We start from the raw sequence: 15,999 nt of genomic DNA, 5'->3' as shown, positions 1-15,999 counted from the left end.
AATGGAAACTACAACAAGTATAAATCCAGCAACAGAAAAAGAGATTGCTAGTTATGCAAGAATTTCTGCTAAAGAAGCAGAAAAAAAAATTGCTAAAGCGCACAAAAGCTATCTTAATTGGAAACAAACCAGCTTTGAAGAAAGAAAGAAATTGATGCGCAATCTAGCCGCTATCTTTCAAAAAAATAAAGAAAAATATGCTCAATTAGCCACAGAAGAAATGGGTAAAATAATTGAGCAATCTAGAAGTGAGATAGAAAAATGTGCAAAAATATGCAATTATTATGCAGATCATATAGAAGAATTACTTGCAGATGAAATTATAGAAACCGAAGCTAAAAAAAGTTACGTTACCTTTCAACCTCTTGGGGTAACCTTAGCTGTCATGCCTTGGAATTTTCCATTTTATCAAGTTATTCGTTTTGCTGCACCAGCTGTCATGACTGGCAATACGGGTGTATTAAAGCATGCCTCTAATGTCCAAGGCTGTGCTTTTGCTTTAGAAGAGGCCTTTATAGAAGCTGGTTTTCCTAGAGGTGTATTTACCAATTTAAACATTTCATCTAAAAACATGGAAGCGGTTATAAAAAACCCTAACATTGTTGCGGTTACGCTAACAGGAAGTGAACCTGCAGGACGCTCTGTTGCTAAAATTGCAGGAAACAAATTAAAGAAAACCGTTTTAGAATTGGGTGGTAGTGACGCCTACATTATTTGTGAAGATGCTGATCTTGAAAAAGCTACTGACTTGGCCACTTTTGGACGCTTACAAAATAACGGGCAAACTTGTATAGCGGCTAAACGTTTTATTGTCTTAGAAAGTATTTATGATGATTTCGTAGAGCAATTCACAAAAAAAATGGCAAATGCCAAAATGGGAGAGCCCACAGATGAAGAGGTTTATTACGGTCCTATGGCCAGGGTTGATTTGAGAAACGAACTACACAAACAAGTAGAGAAAACAATATCTCAAGGAGGTACATTAATTTTAGGTGGTAAAATTCCTGAAGGAAAAGGAGCTTATTATCCTGCTACTATTCTTTCAGATTTAACACCTGGTATGGTTGGTTTTGATGAAGAACTTTTTGGTCCCGTCGCTTCCGTGATTAAAGCTAAAGATGATAAAGAGGCTATAGCATTGGCTAACAATTCTTCTTTTGGATTGGGTTCTGGTGTAATTACAGGAGATACAAAACGAGGTGAAAAAATAGCGCTGCAACTAGAAGCTGGTAATAGTTTTGTAAATAAATTAGTGGTTTCTGATCCTAGACTTCCTTTTGGTGGTATTAAAAATAGTGGTTACGGCAGGGAGTTGTCTAGTTTCGGAATTAAAGAATTTGTAAACACAAAAACAATTTGGATAGATTAATAAAAAAACCGGAATATTTAATATTCCGGTTTTTTATTGTTAAGCATTTTCCAATACTTTTTCTGTTGTTGCTCTTTCGTAATCTGTATACCCTTTATGTCCAGTTGTGTAAAACGTTTCTTCGTTCCAATCTGCTAACGGTACATCTTGCGCAAACCTTTCAACTAAATCAGGATTAGAAATATAGGGTTTTCCATAAGCTACCATATCAGCATTACCTTTTTGGATAACCTCGTTTCCAGATTCTTTATCAAAACCAGCATTTATAATGATATTACCGTTGTAAAGAGGTCTAAAATGCGATGCTATATTTTGAACAGCATATGGCACATCAGATACATCATTAAAAGGTTCTGATAAATGAATGTATGCTAGGTTATACGTATTTAATTTTTTTATGATATATTCAAAAGTTGGTATGCTTTCCTCATCCATCTGCATACCAAAAATTCCGTGTAAAGAGGGGTTAAATCGAGCCCCTATTTTTTGCTCAGGCACAACTTCTTTTATAGCATCTAAAACTTCAAAAAAGAAGCGCACTCGGTTTTCTTTGCTTCCTCCATATTTATCTGTTCTTTGGTTAGAAGTGGCATTAAAAAACTGATGTATCAAATAACCATTAGAAGAGTGTATTTCTACACCGTCAAAACCAGCTTCCATGGCATTTTGAGCAGCGGTTTTAAAATCGTTTATAGTTTCTACAATATCCTTTTCTGTCATTTCTTTAGGTGTAACCGTCTTCTTCTCTCCTTCTGGGGTGTATACTGTTTCATTTGCATTTAATGCAGATGGGGCTAAGGGCAGTTCACCATTATGAAAATCTGGATGAGACATTCTTCCTACATGCCATAACTGAATGAAGATTTTGCCTCCTTTGTCATGTACTCTTTTAGTCACATTTTTCCACCCTTCGACTTGTTCTTGACTATAAATTCCTGCTGTATTTATATAACCTACTGCTCTTTTAGAAACTTGAGCTCCTTCAGTAATTATTAAACCAGCACTAGCTCTTTGTTCGTAATACAAACCATGTAAATCATTTATAGGCACGTTACCCTCATTATTTGCTCTACTTCTTGTCATGGGTGCCATAACTACCCTGTTTTTTAACGGTAAATCTGTAATATTGTTAAATGGCTGTAATAAATAATCTTTCATTTTTTTGTTTTTTAAATTGGAATTTCTTTTTTGATAAATCGTATTAGTGAATCTAATACGTCATCATTTTTCCTTTTTTCTTTGTCAATTGTTTTTCCAAATCACTTACAGACTCATTAATAGAGCCTATAAAGTCCTCATGACTTGCTTCTGCAAACAATCTTGGACCAGGTACAGATAATCTAATGTTGCATATCATACCTGTTTTATCTGATGATGTATTTTCCGTTTTAAAAAAGACATCTGCTCGTACAATCATTTGAAATTTATGATAAAGTTTCTCCAATTTATCTTTAGTATATTCTTCTAGTCTATTACTAGCTTCTACATTGTGATATTCAAAATTAATATTCATATTTTTTATTTTTTTAGTTTCACTCAAAATTAACTATAAGCTAAAGTTATTCTTAGCTCAAACAAATACATAGTGAACTCATATAACTAAAATCACTGAGTATAGCTTAAAAAAAGTCCTAGATGTTATAGGACTTGATAATTAACTTTTCTGATTTTTTTTGATTGTATCAGCATCAATTTTAAACTCCTTGTTCTTTTCTAGTTCTCTATTAATACTCAAAGGAGTGTCTTGTCTTTTTGTTCTTTTAAACTTTTTGTTTTCCCTTATTGTACTCATTTTTAATATTTTTTTGATTCATTTCTAAATTAAAAAAAATGAGTTTTCGCATGGGTTAACAGCCTGTTAAATAAAAAAGGTAAAGTTTTAAAAAGTGTTAAATTGAATGGATTGGAATAAAATTTAAATCATTTACGATATTGTAAGGCTAATTCCGTTTCTACTTTTGTTCTTGTAGTAATGTACAAACTTGTTTACATAAAATGATTAATAACGGTTTCATACATTCTTAAAATTAAAATATATATTAATTATAAATTCAGTATAATGAAAATACAAAATAAGAAATACAATTCAGAAATCACAAAAGAAGATATAAACATTTTAGGTGATAAAGAGCAGCATTTGCGAAATGATGGTGGCGAAGATACCTATTTAAAAAACAGAGCCAAAGATGTTGATTTTACAGGAAAAGATTTAGATGTTCCCGGAAGAACTTTACCAAAAAACAAAACTGAAAAAGCTTACAAAGATGAAGAGAATCAATTGTATAGTTTAGGAAGTGAAGACAATGAAAATTTAGAAATTGACACCATTAACTCTAAAAAGTAATAAAATGAAAAATAAAAATATAAAGGAAGATAAAAAGCCGAAAGAAGATAATTTAGTGGTAAACTTTAACGACAGCGGAACTAAGGTTAGAGATACAAGAAGTGGGATAAATTATATACCTAACAGAAAAGGAAAATAGTAAAAAAGAGTCAAACATTTAGTTTGGCTTTTTTTTTGGTTTCTCTAATCTCAAAGACCCTAAAGTTAAGAAAAACAGAAATGTAATTAGCACATAACTTATGTAAGTATAGCTACCTAATTTTGTGTAACAGTAACTAAATAAACTTGGGGCTATTGCGCTTGCTACAACTAAAAAACTAGCAACTTTACCTGTTATAGCACCTAAAAATTTTCTTCCAAAATAACGAGGCCAAGTTACTGCGTTTACTACGGCAAACAGACCACTATAAATACCCAAACCTAATAATATGAGGTACATACCAAAATCATCTTCTAAAAAAAGTAGACCAAAAGAAGCTGTAAACCCACCTATAATCATTACATATAAATAATATTTATGAGCAACATAATCACTCAAAATATTTGCGACAGTTGATGTTGAAATTGAAATTATTGAAATTGGAAAAAAGATTGCTATGGCGTCTGATTTTGATAACGAAACAGATTCAAAAATAGAAACCACATGAAATGTAAATCCTGTAATAAAAAAGCTACTAAAGGTTAATGCCAAACCAAACATCCAAAATGCTCTCGTTTTTTTTGCTTCAGTTAATGTAAAATCTATAGTTTCTATTTTAGGAGATTTCTTTTTTGCCTTAGCAGAATAACCATCAGGAACCAACCCAAAATCTTCTGGTTTATTTCTGAAAAACTGTAGTATTAAAAAAGCAAAAATGAATAGTGAAATGGCTAATAATTGCCATGTTAATTGCCAACCGTTATTACGAATTAAATAATCTAAAAAAATAGGCGCCGCAGAAAAACCTAGAGAAATAGAAATACTACTTACTGCGTTTACTTTTCCCCTATTTTTATCAAACCACATCATTACCATATTTCTAGAAGACATGGTTAATACTCCTTGGCCACAAAAACGTATTAGAAAGAATAAGAAACAGAGCAATACAAAAGGAATACCCCAAGATTTACTAGTAAAACTAGTTACAATTAATTCTGAATAAGAAAAAATAATTAAAGATACTCCTAAAAAAAAGGCTGCAAAAAAAGCAACTATTCGAGCCCCTAATTTATCAAATAAAAAACCTGCTTTGGTTACAAAAAAGGCGCTTATTAACGTACCAATCATATATGCATTACTAAATTCATTTCTAGTTAAACCTAGGGCATCTTTTACTGGATCTGTAAATACAGAAACGCCAACTGTTTGCCCTGGTATACTAAACAATACACCTATGCTGCCAAAAATTAAAATTACATAACCGTAAAAAAAAGGCCATTTTTCTGGTTTGACAAATGAATATTTATTGGGTTTCAAATTATTTTCGTTTTCTAGAGGTTATAAAATAGACTCCTGTCAGTAAAACACAAGAAGCAATAATTGATTGTGCTGATAGTTTTTCGTCTAAAAAATACCATCCCATAAATAATGCTATTACAGGATTCACGAAGGCAGATGTAGCAACTTTGTCCGGTGAAACATTTTTCAACAAAAAATTGAAAGATGTAAAGGCTATAATTCCTCCAAAAACAACTAAGAAAAACATGGCTAACTGCACATTAGGACTCCAACGTAAAGGAGAAGACCAATCTTCTTGAAAAAAAACACTAATTGTACCTAATAAAATTCCACCAATTATCATTTGATACCCTGTACTCACTAAAAAATTATTTGGTAAGGAGGCTTTAGACACAAAAATGCTACCATAACTCCAATTTAAAACACAAAAAAGCATTACTAAAATACCCATTAAACTCCCTTCTTTTGCTGTAAATTCTTGTTGACTGATTAATAAAATCATACCGAGTACTCCTAGAGTTACACCAAGAATAGATTTTTTTTGCATCTTTTTTTTATCGGTGATTCTCATCATCAACAAAACAAATAAAGGGTTTGTAGAGGCTATTAATGACCCAAAACCACTATCTACAAATTGTAAAGCCCAAACAAAGACACTATTTCCAAGAATTAAAAAGAAAAACGAAGTTATGCTGATGTTTAAAAGTTCTTTGAGAGATACTCTTAATCTTGCTTTTGTAAAATAAGCTATTAAAATCATGATACAACCCGCAGTAAAAAAGCGAATTGATGCTAAAAAAAATGCAGGAAGCTCTGTAACAGCTATCTTATTAAACAAATAAGTAGAACCCCAAACTATATAAATAGCTAGGAAAGATAGAATAATAAGTATTTTGGAATTTTTCAAAAAGTATCATTATAAATAAGTTGCGAAAGTACTACTTAATACAAGTACAGAAAATTAAATTATTATTAAAAAATAACACTAAAGCATTAAATAATACTATTTATCTTATTGTATAAATTCTCAAAAAAATCTTTGATTGCTATTCTATGCACTATCAATCATATTATAAATTAGTACAGTATAGACTATTTTACAAATCAAATAATATTAATTAATTTTTACATTTTATTTATGTCTGCCTTTTAATTCTGCTTCAATATCTTTTAATGTAAACCCTTTTGCTTGTAATAACATTAAATAATGAAATAATAAATCTGCAGATTCATATAAAAACAACTCGTCATTAGTATCCATAGCTTCAATAACAGTTTCTACAGCCTCCTCACCTACTTTTTGAGCCACTTTATTAATTCCTTTTGCAAATAAGCTTGCAACATAAGATTTTTTAGTGTCTTTGTTGGTTACTCTTTCTGTAATAACGTTTTCTAGTGTTGAAAAGAATCCATAGTTTGGTGTATTTTCTTCGTTCCAGCATGTTCCAGAACCTGTATGGCAAGTTGGTCCTTTTGGATTTACAGAAATTAATAAGGTATCATTATCACAGTCTAATTTTATATCAACTAAATGTAACACATTACCGCTTTCCTCACCTTTTGTCCAAAGACGATTTTTAGTTCTACTGAAAAAAGTTACCAAATTTGTTTCTTGAGTTTTAGAAAACGCTTCTTCATTCATATAGCCTAACATCAAAACATTTTTTGTGGTTGCATCTTGAATGATTGCTGGGACTAATCCGTCATTATTTTTATCAAAGTTGATGTTCATAATTATAGTTTTATATTTTGTCAGTTAGATTGATTTCATTTTTCTTATCGAAGTTATATTAAAAACTTTTAACTACTTCTCGATATAATTTTTGCTACCTCAAAATCACTCGAAGTGACAATTTGCATTACAATCGTACTGGAATATTATTCTCTTTTAATTTTTGTTTTAATTCTAATATCGGAATTTCACCAAAATGAAAAACACTTGCTGCCAAAGCCGCATCTGACTTCCCTTCTTTAAACGTATCTACAAAATGCTCTATACTTCCTGCTCCTCCAGAAGCAATAATTGGGATATTTACTAAGTTTGATAAGTGAGCCAAAGCTTCATTGGCAAAACCAGCTTTTGTACCATCATGATCCATTGAGGTAAACAGAATTTCTCCTGCGCCACGTTTTTCTACCTCTTTAGCCCAATCAAATAACTTTATTTTTGTAGGTATTGTTCCTCCTGCCAAATGTACAAACCACTCTCCATCAATTTGTTTTGCATCTATAGCAACAACAACACATTGGCTACCAAATTTTTCTGCTAGTTCGCTTACCAATTCTGGTCTTTTAACAGCAGAAGAATTGATAGAAACTTTATCTGCACCACACTTTAATAAGGCATCTACATGTTCTACTGAAGAAATACCACCTCCTACTGTAAACGGTATGTTTACCTGTTCTGCTACTTTTAAAACCATATCTAATGTGGTTCCTCTATTTTCTAAAGTAGCAGCTATGTCTAAAAACACCAATTCGTCTGCCCCCAAATCTGCATATTGTTTTGCCAAAACTACAGGATCTCCAGCATCAATTAAATTTACGAAATTAACACCTTTTACAGTTCTACCGTTTTTAATATCTAAACAAGGTACTATTCTTTTTGTTAACATATTTTTATTGTTGGTTGTTGGTTGATGGTTGTTAGTTGTTAGTTGATGGTCATGAATAATAAAACTATTAACCAAAAACTAAAAATCATCAACTAATTATATACTTTTCTAATTGTTTTAAGCTGATTTTGTTTTCATAAATGGCCTTACCAATAATAACGCCTTCACAACCTATTGCTGCTAATTTTGGGAGTTCATCAAAAGTTGATATCCCACCTGAGGCAATTAATTTAAGGTTTTTAATATCATTTAAAATAGTTTTATACATATCAAAACTTGGCCCTTGCAACATACCATCTTTAGAAATATCTGTACAAATTACATACTGAATTCCGTTTTGTTGATACTCAGAAATAAAAGGAATTAAATCTAAGTTACTTTCTTCTTGCCATCCATTGGTTGCTATTTTTCCTCCTGAATTATCAGGATAAAAATCTGCTCCTAAAATTATTTTTTCTGAACCAAATTTTTGAATCCAACTCTCAAAAACCGTTTTATTTTTTACAGCAATACTACCTCCTGTTATTTGATGTGCTCCAGAATTAAATGCAATTTCTAAATCTTTATCTGCCTTTAGGCCTCCTCCAAAATCAATCTTTAAATTGGTTTTTGTAGCAATTTGCTCTAAAACTTTGTAATTGATAATTTGACTTGCTTTTGCCCCATCTAAATCTACAACATGTAAATATTCTATACCTGCGTCTTCAAATTCTTTTGCAACTTCTACAGGGTTTTCATTATAAATCTTTTTTGTATTATAATCGCCTTTTGTTAAACGAACGCATTTGGCATCTATAATATCTATGGCTGGTATTATTCTCAAAATAAATTATTAGTTTTTAGTTGTTAATCTTGTCATATCGAGTGAATTTATGACATTAGGAATTAATTTGTTTCTAAATATTTGTTCTTTATACAATTTTATCATTCTTCAATAATTACTCGAACTGACATTATGTTTATAAATTGAGAAAATTCTCAAGAATTTTGCTTCCTTCAATTCCTGATTTCTCTGGATGAAATTGAACACCGTAAAAATTATCTTTTTGTAAAGCAGATGCATACTCAACCTGATAATCTGTTTTTGCTATCATTTCATCACACTTTTCTGCGTAATAACTATGCACCAAATACATAAACTCTTTGTCTTTGATTGTTTTGAATAAATCTGATTTTAAATCGGAAATCACATTCCATCCCATTTGCGGAACTTTTACATCGTTTGCAAAACGTTTTACAGCTACATTAAAAATACCTAAACCTTTTGTGTTTCCTTCTTCAGATGAGTTACACATTAATTGCATACCCAAGCAAATACCTAAAACAGGTTGTTTTAAGGTGGGTATAATTGTATCTAAACCACTTTCTTTTAACATTTTCATTGCAGAACTTGCTTCTCCAACGCCGGGAAAAATAATCTTATCTGCTGCTTTAATTTCTGCTATATCATTAGATAAAACAGCATCTACTCCTAATCGTTTAAACGCAAACTGAATGCTTTTGATGTTTCCTGCTCCGTAATTTATAATTACTAGTTTCATTTATTATTGGTTTTTGTTTGATAGTCTAAATCTACTAACAACTCAAAACGATCAACTAAAGAAGACCTTTTGTAGATGGTAAAAACATGTTGTTGGCGTTTCTTTTTACTGCCATTTTCATTGCTTTAGCAAATGCTTTAAAAATACCTTCTATTTTATGGTGTTCGTTTACACCTTCTGCCTTAATGTTTAAATTACATTTGGCACCGTCTGTAAAAGATTTAAATAAGTGATAAAACATTTCTGTTGGCATATCTCCTATTTTTTCTCTTTTAAAGTCAGCGTCCCATTCTAACCAATTTCTTCCGCCAAAATCTACTGCTACTTGTGCCAAACAATCATCCATAGGCAAACAAAAACCATATCTTTCTATACCTAACTTATTACCCAGAGCTTTGTTAAACAACTCTCCAAAAGCAATCATAGTATCTTCTATAGTATGGTGTTCATCAACTTCTAAATCTCCATCAACTTTAATTGTTAAATCCATAGCGCCATGTCTACCAATTTGATCTAACATGTGATCAAAAAAATGTAACCCGGTAGCAATATCATTTTTACCAGAACCGTCTAAATTTAATTTGATATAAATTTTAGTTTCGTTGGTGTTCCTGGTAATTTCTGCAACTCTATCTTTTAATTTTAAAAACTCGTAAATTGTTTTCCAATCTGTAGATGTAAGTGCTATACAATCTAAAATTTCTTGTTTAGAACTTTCTATTTCATCTGCTCCCAAAGTTGGATTTTCTGATAAATAAATTCCTTTTGCACCTAAATTTTTAGCCAATTCCATGTCTGTAATGCGGTCACCTAGCACAAAAGAGTTGTTCAAGTCGTATTCTTCTGAGAAATATTTAGTTAACAAACCTGTTCTAGGCTTTCGAGTTTCTGCATTTTCATGCGGAAACGTTTTATCTATACATATTTCAGAAAAAACAACACCTTCTTTTTCAAAAGCACTAATGACTTTATTTTGAGCTGGCCAAAAAGTTTCTTCAGGAAAAGAAGCTGTACCCAAACCATCTTGATTGGTTACCATTACCAATTCATAATCCAATTCTGACGCTATTTTTGCCATGTATTGAAATACTTTAGGATAGAATTCTAATTTCTCTAAACTGTCTAATTGATAATCTACAGGTGGTTCTAAAACTAACGTACCATCTCTGTCTATAAATAATACTTTTTTCATTACTGAATTGCTTTTAAAGCTCTTATTAATTTCTGATTTTCTTCGCAAACTCCAACGCTTATACGTAAACAATTTTCGCACAAAGGTTGAGTAGTTCTATTTCTGATAACTACACCATAATCTATCAATTGATTGTAACGTAAGTTTGCATCATCTACTTTTAGCAGTAAAAAGTTACCGTCTGAAGGATACACTTTTTCTATATAACTCACACAACATTCTAATTCTTTTTTCAGTCGTTTTCTTTCACTTATTAATTGTGCAATTTCATTTTCAACTTCATTTAATCTTTGTAATCTTTGAATAGCTCTTTGTTGTGTAAGTTCATTGACGTTGTATGGAGGTTTTATATTGTTTAATATATTAATTATTGCTGTAGATGCATAACAAATTCCTAACCTAATTCCTGCTAAACCGTAGGCCTTAGATAGCGTTTGTGTAATTATTAAATTAGGATATTTTTCTAATTTTTCTAACCAACTATTTTGCTCAGAAAAATCTATATAAGCCTCATCTATAACTACCAAACCATTAAATTCTTTTAGTAATCTTTCTACAGCAGTGTTAGAAAAACTATTTCCTGTAGGGTTGTTAGGAGAGCATAAAAACAATAGTTTACTGTGCTCATTAGCAGTGGCTAAAATTTTACTTACAGATGGTTGAAAATTTGCATTTAATAATATTTTTTTGTTTTCTATGGCATTTATATTTGCCAAAACACCATACATACCATAAGTAGGTGGTAATGTGATGACATTATCTATATGGGGTTCACAAAAAGCTCTAAATAAAAGATCTAAAACCTCATCACTACCGTTACCTAATAAAATATTTTCTTTAGGTATTTTTTTTATTTTGGCTAATAAATCTTTAACATTATTTTGTTTAGGATCTGGATAACGATTTACCCCATTTTCAAAAGGATTTTCATTAGCATCTAAGAAAATCATTTCTTGTATGTTAGCATCTTTATATTCATCTCTAGCGGAAGAATATGGTTGTAGAGATTTGATGTTTTCTCTAACTAGTGAATTGATGTTAAAGTCTGTCTTCATACTTTTAAGGACTCTAAAAATAGGCTTTTAATTATATTTTATTACAACTCTTTTAAACGTAAGGTTACTGCATTTTTATGTGCTTGCAAGCCTTCTGCTACTGCCATTAGTTCTATAGCTTTACCAATACTACTTATACCTTCTTTATTGATTTCTTGAAAAGTAATACTCTTTAAAAAACTATCTAAATTTACACCAGAATAGGCTTTACTAAAACCATTGGTAGGTAATGTATGATTGGTTCCTGATGCATAATCTCCAGCACTTTCGGGAGTATAATTTCCAATAAAAACAGATCCTGCGTTTTCTATATTGTCTACAAAGAAATTGTTATTTGTAGTATTTACAATAAAATGCTCTGGTCCATATTGGTTTATTAAATCTAAAGCAATCTCATTATTTTCAACTAGAATAGATTTAGAATTCTCAATCGCTTTTTTAGCTATTTCTACTCTTGGTAATGCTTTAATTTGTTTTTCAATTTCATCAGCTACTTCAGTTATCAATTTTTTTGATGTTGATACTAAAATAACCTGACTGTCTACCCCATGTTCTGCCTGACTTAATAAATCTGCTGCTACAAAACTTGCATTTGCGGCGTCATCTGCAACCACTAGTAATTCACTAGGGCCTGCAGGCATATCTATAGCAACTCCGTATTTTGTTGCCAATTGTTTTGCAACGGTAACAAACTGATTTCCTGGTCCAAAAATCTTATAAACCTGAGGTATATTTTTTGTTCCAAAGGTAAAACCAGCAATGGCTTGAATGCCTCCTACTTTAATTATCTTGGTTACACCACACAAATTAGCTGTGTATAAAATTGCAGGATTTATTACTCCGCTTTTATCTGGAGGTGAACATAAAACAACTTCTTTACAACCTGCTATCTGTGCAGGTACTGCTAGCATTAAAACAGTGGAGAGTAAAGGAGCTGTTCCTCCAGGAACATATAACCCTACTTTTTGAATTGGTCTTTTTTCTTGCCAACATGCTACACCGTTAGCTGTTTCTACATAAACTTTTTCTGTTTTTTGAGCTTTATGAAACGCGGTGATATTATTTTTTGCAAGCTGAATGGCTTCTTTTAAATCTTGAGGAACAAGCTCTATAGCCGCATTAATTTCTGCGGTAGAAACAATATTATTTTTTAGAGAAACTCCATCAAACTGTTGCGTGTATTTATTTACAGCACTATCTCCATTTTTTTGAACTTCTTCAAAAATTTGAGTAACCGTTTTTTCAATATCATCAACTGTTTTTGTTGGTCTTTCTAAAATTTTAGACCATAACTCTTTAGATGGGTTATTAATAAATTTCATAATTTCTTTTCTTTATATCATTCAATTCAACCAAAATATGTATTAGGTTACGAGTGATATTTTGCTTTTTACAAGTTAGATAAACTACACTACCATTTTTTCTATTGGACAAACTAAAATACCTTCTGCTCCATTAGCTTTTAATTCGTCAATAATTTCCCAGAATTCATTTTTACTAATTACTGTATGTACAGAACTCCAACCTTCCTCTGCTAAAGGCAATACTGTTGGACTTCTCATACCTGGCAACAATTTTAGAATGTTATCTAATTTTGTGTTGGGTGCATTTAATAATATGTATTTGGATTGTCTTCCTTTTAACACAGATTGAATTCTAAATTGAATCTTTTCTAAAATAGCTTTTCTATCTTCTGATATTTGAGGAGAAACCGCTAAAACTGCTTCTGATTTTAAAAGCACTTCAATTTCTTTTAAACCATTTTTAAACAAGGTACTTCCGCTAGAAACAATATCACAAATTCCGTCTGCTAAACCTATATTTGGTGCAATTTCTACAGAACCATTAATTTTATGTAATTGAGCACTTACATTTTGTTGTTTTAAAAACTTTTTGACAGTTTCAGGGTATGAAGTTGCAATTCTCTTTCCGTTTAAGTCTTTTAAAGAATTGGCATCAGATTCTTTTGGTACGGCTATAGATACTTTGCATTTAGAAAAACCTAAACGTTCTACAAATTGAATATCGTCCCCTTTTTCTATCAAAACATTTTCGCCAATAATAGCTGCATCTACTACTCCGTCTTTTAAATACTGAGGAATATCTCCATTTCTTAAATAAAATACTTCTACAGGAAAATCTCTAGCTGCTGCTTTTAATTGATCTTTACCATTATCTATAGAAATACCAATATCTTTTAAGATTCTCATAGAATCTTCATTCAATCTTCCTGATTTTTGTACTGCAATTCTTAAGTTACTCATTTTTTATTTTTTTAAAACGTAAAGCTTATATTAACAAACCTTGTTTTTATCTTGATTTTTAAAGGTTACCTATGAATAATTAGAAATAGAAAACCCGTTCGATTCGCTCAAACGGGTTTATAAATATCTTGATTTTATTCAATACATTTTTAAATCGCTTGAGAGCAATTGAAAAAATGATGATGGTTATGAATAAAAGTCATGTCTTATTATTATAATGCAAATATCTATAATTTATTGGTTAAAAACCAAATGATACACATAAAAAAAACAACAACGTAAAATTTTATCAAATTTTTAAGTTTTGTTTGAAATTTAAGTACTCCTCATTTTAAGTTGATAATTATTTTAAATTATGTAAAATAAAATTTACAGTTTTACTAGTGTTTTTATTTTCTAAATAAGAATCTGTAATATGTTTTGGTGTAATCACATATTTATGATTAATCATATATTCTATCTCATTCAAAAATTCTAGAGAAACTTTACCAGTTAACGGTATACCTAAATCTGTACCTGCTGCATAATAATTGTAAATATTTTTGACGTGGAAGTGGTATTGTTTGGGTTGTAAAAGAATAATCTTGAGAAACAGCTTCAAAACGTGTTTGTTTTTAATGTTATTGAAAATATTTTTTTTAGAAAAACATTACATATTATCCTATTATTTTTTGTAAAATTTTAAACACTTTTTTCTCCATATTGTCTACATATCCATCAGCAAAAAAGACCTTTTTAATTTCTCTTATTAAACCGTCTCTATCTGGCTGACTCAAGTAGTAATGTGAAATATAGTCCTGAATTTTAGTTAAGCTATCTTCATCAGAATCTGCCACTACTTCATTATGAATTTTTAAATATGTTTCTTGATTTACTACTGATAAAATGTATTTTTCTTCCTCTTTAGATTCAAAAAAATTACAATGTGAAGCATATAAAAGCAAGTATGCTAAAAATTCTTCTTTTTTCCAATTATTATTCATTTGTAAATTATTTTAGATTTCTATGGGTACATTTTTTGAACTTCCCCACTCTGTCCAAGAACCATCATAAACTGCATATTTTTTAAATTCTGATAACTCTGCTGCTAACGCTAAAATTGACGCTGTAATTCCTGTACCACAAGTAAAAATAAATTCTTTGTAATCAGGATTTATCTTTTGAAACATCAATTTTAATTCCTCTTTAGGTTTTAAAACCCCTTCTTTTAGAACAGAAGTATACGGAAAACTTTTAGAATTAGGAATATGACCACTTTTTACATCAACTCTAGGTTCTGGCTCAGTGCCGTAAAAGCGACCTTTAGACCTAGCATCAGCAATAATAATATGATTATCTTTGAGTTGAGACAAAACATTGTCTGTGTATTTTATCTTTGTGGGGCTATACTTTACTACAAAATTTCCTTTTGTTAATTTATGTTGTTGTTTTGGCTCTGTAGGATAATTTTTGGTTTTCCATTTTGGAAAACCACCATTTAAAACAGCAACATTATCAAAACCCATCAATTTGAAATTCCACCAAACTCTTGGACTAGAATACACGCCTAAATTGTCATAACAAACAACAATACTATCATTATTGATTCCTAATTCTTGGGCTTTCTTTTCAAACTCTTTAGGATTTAAAACCGTATTGGGAAAATTTGCGTTTTGGTCTGAGAACGTGTTTTTTATATCAAAGTAAACAGCACCTAAAATTTGCATATCTGAAGTACTTTTAAGTTTTGATGTAACTTTAGGTATAGTGCAGTCTAGAACAATTAAATTCTCATAATTAAAATGATGTTTTAACCAATCTACAGTAACTAAAGGTGTGTCAATTTTTATCTTCATTATAAATTTTGAATAGATAAACCATTAAAAAAAGAAATTCTCTTTTACAGAATCTAAAAAGTTTAACTTTAAAGGGTCTAAAGATGGTTCTGCACGCATAAAATAATATCAAAACCAACAAGAGGTAACATTTCTCATCTTGTTATAGTCTTTTATAAAATATTCTTATACTACTTAGTGTTTTGTCTAATTTATTTAAAATTGTACAAAAAGCATTGGTAACACTATTTCTAATGGTTAAATTAGAAGATTAGCAAATGGGTAAACCATGAACTCTTTTTACACATTCGTGAATTAAGGTTAATGATGTATCTTTTTCTAGATTTTTAATACTTTACCAAGGATG

19 protein-coding genes are annotated in these 15,999 nt (G+C 30.5%); 3 read left to right on the top strand and 16 right to left on the bottom strand.

Going from position 1 to position 15,999, the window contains the following annotated elements; all coding sequences use genetic code 11:
* Window position 1 precedes the first annotated feature (1 nt).
* Window positions 2-1,369, top strand: coding sequence for an NAD-dependent succinate-semialdehyde dehydrogenase (locus tag DUT90_RS07210; RefSeq protein ID WP_114426495.1), 1,368 nt, complete (start codon window positions 2-4; stop codon window positions 1,367-1,369).
* Window positions 1,370-1,408: 39 nt separating this feature from the next.
* Here the strand turns inward: DUT90_RS07210 and DUT90_RS07205 are convergent, their stop codons facing one another.
* The 3 genes from DUT90_RS07205 to DUT90_RS13345 all read right to left on the bottom strand — a co-directional run bounded on the left by DUT90_RS07205 (window position 1,409) and on the right by DUT90_RS13345 (window position 3,161).
* Window positions 1,409-2,527, bottom strand: coding sequence for an alkene reductase (locus DUT90_RS07205; protein WP_114426494.1), 1,119 nt, complete (start codon window positions 2,525-2,527; stop codon window positions 1,409-1,411).
* A gap of 52 nt (window positions 2,528-2,579) precedes the next feature.
* Window positions 2,580-2,882, bottom strand: coding sequence for a ribosome hibernation-promoting factor, HPF/YfiA family (gene hpf, locus DUT90_RS07200; RefSeq protein ID WP_114426862.1), 303 nt, complete (start codon window positions 2,880-2,882; stop codon window positions 2,580-2,582).
* Window positions 2,883-3,023: 141 nt separating this feature from the next.
* The gene (locus DUT90_RS13345) at window positions 3,024-3,161 is read right to left on the bottom strand and encodes a hypothetical protein (protein ID WP_181858157.1); all 138 of its coding nucleotides are present in this window, start codon (window positions 3,159-3,161) and stop codon (window positions 3,024-3,026) included.
* A gap of 267 nt (window positions 3,162-3,428) precedes the next feature.
* Between DUT90_RS13345 and DUT90_RS07195 the strand changes: the two genes are divergently transcribed.
* Entirely contained in the window at window positions 3,429-3,713 is a 285-nt protein-coding gene (locus tag DUT90_RS07195; protein ID WP_114426493.1) for a hypothetical protein, read from the top strand.
* 4 nt (window positions 3,714-3,717) lie between these two features.
* Window positions 3,718-3,852 (top strand): hypothetical protein, encoded by a 135-nt coding sequence (locus tag DUT90_RS13500; RefSeq protein WP_258848516.1) that lies wholly within the window; start codon window positions 3,718-3,720, stop codon window positions 3,850-3,852.
* 18 nt (window positions 3,853-3,870) lie between these two features.
* Here DUT90_RS13500 and DUT90_RS07190 read toward each other — a convergent pair whose 3' ends face one another.
* From DUT90_RS07190 to DUT90_RS07130, 13 genes are all read right to left on the bottom strand, one after another.
* Window positions 3,871-5,169 (bottom strand): nitrate/nitrite transporter, encoded by a 1,299-nt coding sequence (locus DUT90_RS07190; protein WP_114426492.1) that lies wholly within the window; start codon window positions 5,167-5,169, stop codon window positions 3,871-3,873.
* A 1-nt stretch (window position 5,170) separates the two neighbouring features.
* Window positions 5,171-6,058, bottom strand: coding sequence for an EamA family transporter (locus DUT90_RS07185; protein ID WP_114426491.1), 888 nt, complete (start codon window positions 6,056-6,058; stop codon window positions 5,171-5,173).
* A 225-nt stretch (window positions 6,059-6,283) separates the two neighbouring features.
* Window positions 6,284-6,883, bottom strand: a complete 600-nt coding sequence (hisIE, locus tag DUT90_RS07180) for a bifunctional phosphoribosyl-AMP cyclohydrolase/phosphoribosyl-ATP diphosphatase HisIE (RefSeq protein WP_114426490.1) — start codon at window positions 6,881-6,883, stop codon at window positions 6,284-6,286.
* A 127-nt stretch (window positions 6,884-7,010) separates the two neighbouring features.
* On the bottom strand, window positions 7,011-7,766 hold the full coding sequence (gene hisF / locus DUT90_RS07175; RefSeq protein WP_114426861.1) for an imidazole glycerol phosphate synthase subunit HisF: 756 nt from the start codon (window positions 7,764-7,766) through the stop codon (window positions 7,011-7,013).
* 88 nt (window positions 7,767-7,854) lie between these two features.
* Window positions 7,855-8,589, bottom strand: a complete 735-nt coding sequence (gene hisA / locus DUT90_RS07170; RefSeq protein ID WP_114426489.1) for a 1-(5-phosphoribosyl)-5-[(5-phosphoribosylamino)methylideneamino]imidazole-4-carboxamide isomerase — start codon at window positions 8,587-8,589, stop codon at window positions 7,855-7,857.
* Between the two features lie 136 nt (window positions 8,590-8,725).
* Window positions 8,726-9,307 carry an imidazole glycerol phosphate synthase subunit HisH gene (gene hisH, locus DUT90_RS07165; RefSeq protein ID WP_114426488.1) on the bottom strand — a complete coding sequence of 194 codons (582 nt, stop codon included), beginning with the start codon at window positions 9,305-9,307 and terminating at the stop codon, window positions 8,726-8,728.
* Window positions 9,308-9,362: 55 nt separating this feature from the next.
* Window positions 9,363-10,499 (bottom strand): bifunctional histidinol-phosphatase/imidazoleglycerol-phosphate dehydratase HisB, encoded by a 1,137-nt coding sequence (gene hisB / locus DUT90_RS07160; protein ID WP_114426860.1) that lies wholly within the window; start codon window positions 10,497-10,499, stop codon window positions 9,363-9,365.
* Window positions 10,499-11,554 carry a histidinol-phosphate transaminase gene (gene hisC, locus DUT90_RS07155; protein ID WP_114426487.1) on the bottom strand — a complete coding sequence of 352 codons (1,056 nt, stop codon included), beginning with the start codon at window positions 11,552-11,554 and terminating at the stop codon, window positions 10,499-10,501. Before hisC ends, hisB begins: the two co-directional genes overlap by 1 nt.
* Window positions 11,555-11,595: 41 nt before the next feature.
* Complete coding sequence (gene hisD, locus DUT90_RS07150; RefSeq protein ID WP_114426486.1) at window positions 11,596-12,876, bottom strand: histidinol dehydrogenase; 1,281 nt, start codon at window positions 12,874-12,876, stop codon at window positions 11,596-11,598.
* A gap of 84 nt (window positions 12,877-12,960) precedes the next feature.
* The gene (gene hisG, locus DUT90_RS07145; RefSeq protein ID WP_114426485.1) at window positions 12,961-13,818 is read right to left on the bottom strand and encodes an ATP phosphoribosyltransferase; all 858 of its coding nucleotides are present in this window, start codon (window positions 13,816-13,818) and stop codon (window positions 12,961-12,963) included.
* A 343-nt stretch (window positions 13,819-14,161) separates the two neighbouring features.
* The gene (locus DUT90_RS07140) at window positions 14,162-14,419 is read right to left on the bottom strand and encodes a DUF1704 domain-containing protein (protein ID WP_114426484.1); all 258 of its coding nucleotides are present in this window, start codon (window positions 14,417-14,419) and stop codon (window positions 14,162-14,164) included.
* 55 nt (window positions 14,420-14,474) lie between these two features.
* On the bottom strand, window positions 14,475-14,801 hold the full coding sequence (locus tag DUT90_RS07135) for a hypothetical protein (RefSeq protein ID WP_114426483.1): 327 nt from the start codon (window positions 14,799-14,801) through the stop codon (window positions 14,475-14,477).
* 12 nt (window positions 14,802-14,813) lie between these two features.
* Complete coding sequence (locus DUT90_RS07130; protein WP_114426482.1) at window positions 14,814-15,653, bottom strand: sulfurtransferase; 840 nt, start codon at window positions 15,651-15,653, stop codon at window positions 14,814-14,816.
* Window positions 15,654-15,999 lie beyond the last annotated feature (346 nt).

The sequence above is a fragment of the Polaribacter sp. WD7 genome (genome assembly GCF_003335085.1).
Classification (GTDB): domain Bacteria; phylum Bacteroidota; class Bacteroidia; order Flavobacteriales; family Flavobacteriaceae; genus Polaribacter.
Note: the sequence above shows the minus strand (reverse complement) of the source record. Positions and strands in the feature narration are given on the sequence as shown.